The organism is Streptomyces sp. NPDC031340, assembly GCF_055569945.1.
On sequence record NZ_JBVIIE010000122.1, the window covers coordinates 1 to 3,728 of the forward strand.

Genomic DNA, 3,728 nt, shown 5'->3' on the forward strand with positions numbered 1-3,728 from the left:
GGACAGAACAACGGGAGGACAACCCAGCAGGGCGTCAGTCAGTGCCCGAGCCACGACCACCGGAACCTGCGTACCACTATCAATGTCAGTGCCGCCGGTTACTGTGAGTGAGCATTGATCGACTGCGCACAGGGGGAGACATGTCAGCGCACACCGACCACCGGACCATGCGACGCGTCCTGCACCGCGAGATCGCGGGCACGATCGGCCTGCTCACCGACGAGCACGACTTCCACGCCATGCGGCGCTACCGCAGCTTCACCTTCCACGACCACACGGCCTACCTCCAGCAGGTGGAGGCGCTGCTCAAGACGCGCGCCTCCCAGGGCAGCCACACCACGGTCGCCCTCTTCGACCCGCAGGAGTACGCCGCCTTCTGCGCCGACACCGGCCTCGACCCGGACGAGGCATCGAGCCGCACACGCTTCACAGCCGAACTGGCGGCCGCGGGACCCGCCCTGCCCTACGAGGGCCAGCCACTGGCCGACCTGGTCCCCGCCCTCGTCGACGAGGCCGTCCGCCAGGCCACCTGGGAGTACGCCTCCACACTCCTGACCCGGCTCGGCCCCTGCGCCTCCTGCGGCGAGGACATCGGCCGCGCCGCCTTCACCCGCGCCTCCCATCTCCTGGTCCGCGTCCTCGACACGGCGGGACCGGGAGACCGGCACCTCGTATGCAGCGTCACCGGAACCCCGGAGACCCTCGTCGCCGTCCTCCACGCCGACCAGGAGCCGGACGGCGAAACCCGGCTCGACGAGGCCGAGGCCCTCGAATTCGCGACCGTCCTCGCGCTGGGCATCGCCACCCAGAATCCTGCGGGCCTCGTCATGCGCACCAGCGCGCCCGGCACCGCGGACCGCGTCTACGGCTGGCGCGTGCGCGGAGAGGGCCTCCAGCCCCTGACCGCGGGCGAGGTCTTCGACGCCTACTGCACCGACATCGACTCCGGAGACATCATCTCGCCGGAATCGGACGTCGACTACTGCGTACCGCCCGACCTGGGCGAGGAGGGACCGGCGCCGGGCCACCACCACTGAAACGACAGCGGGGCGCCCCGGAAGGGGGCGCCCCGCCACAAGCCGGCAGGTCACGCGGGCCGGTGAACCGGCCGGCGGCTACTCGCCGGACAGCACCGCCTGAGCCGCGTTCCGCGCGTCCTCGGCGCTGTCCGTGGCCCGCGCCGCCGCGGCGGCCCGCTCGCACTGGGCCAACGTGTACTTGCTCAGCGCCGCCCGGACGTACGGAATCGACGCCGCACCCATGGAGAGGGAGGTGACGCCCAGACCGGTCAGCACACAGGCCAGGAGAGGATCGGACGCGGCCTCACCGCACACGCCACAGCTCTTGCCCTCGGCCTTGGCCGCCTCGGCGGCCAGCGCCACCAGGTCGAGCAGCGCCGGCTGCCACGGATCCTGCAGTCGGGACACGGCGCCCACTTGGCGGTCCGCGGCGAACGTGTACTGCGCGAGGTCGTTGGTGCCCAGCGACAGGAACTCGACCTCCCGCAGGATCGAGCGTGCCCGCAGCGCCGCCGACGGGATCTCGACCATCGCGCCGAACTTCGCGTGCAACCCCGCCTCGCGGCACGCGTCCGCGAACGCCTTGGCGTCGGCCCGGTCCGCCACCATGGGGGCCATGACCTCGAGGTGCACCGGAAGTCCCTCGGCGGCCTTCGCCAGTGCGGTCAGCTGCGTGCGCAGCACCTCGGGGTGGTCGAGCAGGGTCCGCAGACCGCGCACGCCCAGCGCCGGGTTCGGCTCGTCGGCCGGGGTGAGGAAGTCCAGCGGCTTGTCCGCGCCCGCGTCGAGGACCCGGACGACGACCCGCCCCTCGGGGAAGGCCTCGAGCACCTGCCGGTAGGCCTCGACCTGCTTGTCCTGCGACGGCGCCTTCTTGCTGTCGTCGAGGAAGAGGAACTCGGTGCGGAACAGACCGACACCCTCGGCCCCGGCCTCCACGGCGGCCGGTACGTCAGCGGGACCGCCCACGTTGGCCAGCAGCGGCACCTTGTGACCGTCAGAGGTGGCACCCGGCCCGGAGGAGGAGGCCAGCGCGGCCTTGCGCTCGGCTGCCGCGGCCTCCAGCTCGGCGCGCTTCTCGGCATTCGGGTTCACGAAGATCTCGCCGGAGCTGCCGTCCACGGCGATCACCGTGCCCTCGGCCAGCTCACCGGCGCCCGGCAGCGCGACCACGGCCGGAACGCCGAGCGCCCGCGCGAGAATCGCGCTGTGGCTGGTCGGCCCGCCCTCCTCGGTGACGAAACCGAGGACCAGCGTCGGGTCCAGCAGCGCCGTGTCGGCCGGCGCGAGGTCCCGCGCGATCAGGACGTACGGCTCGTCACTGTCCGGGACGCCGGGCATCGGAACCCCCAGCAGCCGGGCGACGATACGATTCCGCACGTCGTCCAGGTCGGCCACCCGCCCGGCCAGGTACTCACCGGCACCGGCCAGCAGGGCGCGGTAGGCCGCGAAGGCGTCGTACACCGCGCGCTCGGCCGTGCTGCCGACGGCGATACGCCGCTCCACATCCGCCATCAACTCGGGATCCTGCGCCATCATGGCCTGCGCCTCGAGAACCCCCTGGGCCTCTCCGCCGGCCAGATTGCCGCGCGCGACCAGGTCGGCCGCCACAGCGTCCACGGCCTTGCGGGCGCGACCCTGCTCGCGCTCCGCGTCCTCCGCCGGGATCTGCTTGGCGGGCGGTTCGAGGACCGCTGTTCCCATGTGCCGAACCTCGCCGACCGCCACACCGTGGCTCACGCCGACGCCTCGCAGCGTTGTCTCCATGTCACCCGTCTCCGATAGTGCGGCGGGTCCCGCCGCCGCGGTGGTTGTCCTGCTCGCCGTCGCACGACGGCACCGGGGTCACTCCCATACGAAGAGGCTGTCGCCGGCCTTCACATCACCGTCTTCGCGGAGTTCGGAGAGAGCGTCGGTCGTGGCCTCGAGCGCCACGACCGGGCAGACGGAGGACTTGCCGGCGGCCTCCACGGCAGCCGGGTTCCAGCGCACGATGCCCTGGCCACGGGTCACGGTGTCGCCCTTGTTCACCAGCAGCTCGAAGCCCTCGCCGTTGAGCTGCACGGTGTCGATGCCGAGGTGGGTGAGCACCCCATGCCCCTGCTCGTCCACGACCACGAAGGCGTGCGGGTGCAGAGAGACGACGACTCCGTCCACCGGCGCGACGGCCTCGGAAGGCTCGCGCACGGGCTCGATCGCGGTGCCCGGGCCGACCATGGCCCCGGAGAAGACCGGATCAGGGACTGCGGTGAGTCCGATGGCGCGTCCTGCCAGCGGGGACGTCACGGTGGTCATGGGAAGCCTCCCAGGGTGGAGATTCATGTAGGGGCCGTCACCGCGTGTCCCTGACGGCGCACTGTCCAGCAGGGTATGTCATGCGAAGTGCCGGTTCGGAGGGAAGATACCCGTTAGAGGTCTAGACCACCAGCCTGATCGATTTGCACCCGATCGGCGGCCCCGTGTAGAGTCGTATCCCTGCTTGAGGATGAGCGACGCGACCAAGCGCCCTCGCTCGGCAGGCATCCATACTCGTCAGATCCTATCCCGGGTCGCCTTCTGCGTGTCCGCAGAACGGTGGTCAGGGAGGCGGAAAAACACTGATAGAGTTTGGAACACCGAAGGGAAGCGCCCGGAGGAAAGCCCGAGAGGGTGAGTACAAAGGAAGCGACCGTTCCTTGAGAACTCAACAGCGTGCCAAAAATCAACGCC

3 protein-coding genes are annotated in these 3,728 nt (G+C 70.7%); 1 reads left to right on the top strand and 2 read right to left on the bottom strand.

Annotated features, from left to right (window positions below; genetic code table 11):
• Window positions 1–140: 140 nt before the first annotated feature.
• Window positions 141–1,037, top strand: a complete 897-nt coding sequence (locus ACZ5GT_RS40630; protein WP_469036953.1) for a baseplate J/gp47 family protein — start codon at window positions 141–143, stop codon at window positions 1,035–1,037.
• Window positions 1,038–1,115: 78 nt separating this feature from the next.
• Here ACZ5GT_RS40630 and ptsP read toward each other — a convergent pair whose 3' ends face one another.
• Window positions 1,116–2,786 carry a phosphoenolpyruvate--protein phosphotransferase gene (gene ptsP / locus ACZ5GT_RS40635; RefSeq protein WP_469036956.1) on the bottom strand — a complete coding sequence of 557 codons (1,671 nt, stop codon included), beginning with the start codon at window positions 2,784–2,786 and terminating at the stop codon, window positions 1,116–1,118.
• A 78-nt stretch (window positions 2,787–2,864) separates the two neighbouring features.
• Window positions 2,865–3,314, bottom strand: a complete 450-nt coding sequence (locus ACZ5GT_RS40640; RefSeq protein WP_469036957.1) for a PTS sugar transporter subunit IIA — start codon at window positions 3,312–3,314, stop codon at window positions 2,865–2,867.
• Window positions 3,315–3,728: the final 414 nt, after the last annotated feature.

What these genes read in the sequence shown, in the direction of transcription:
- ACZ5GT_RS40630 (WP_469036953.1), top strand. Translation starts at nt 141, where the DNA reads ATGTCAGCGCACACCGACCACCGGACCATGCGACGCGTCCTGCACCGC.
- ptsP (WP_469036956.1), bottom strand. Translation starts at nt 2,786, where the DNA reads ATGGAGACAACGCTGCGAGGCGTCGGCGTGAGCCACGGTGTGGCGGTC.
- ACZ5GT_RS40640 (WP_469036957.1), bottom strand. Translation starts at nt 3,314, where the DNA reads ATGACCACCGTGACGTCCCCGCTGGCAGGACGCGCCATCGGACTCACC.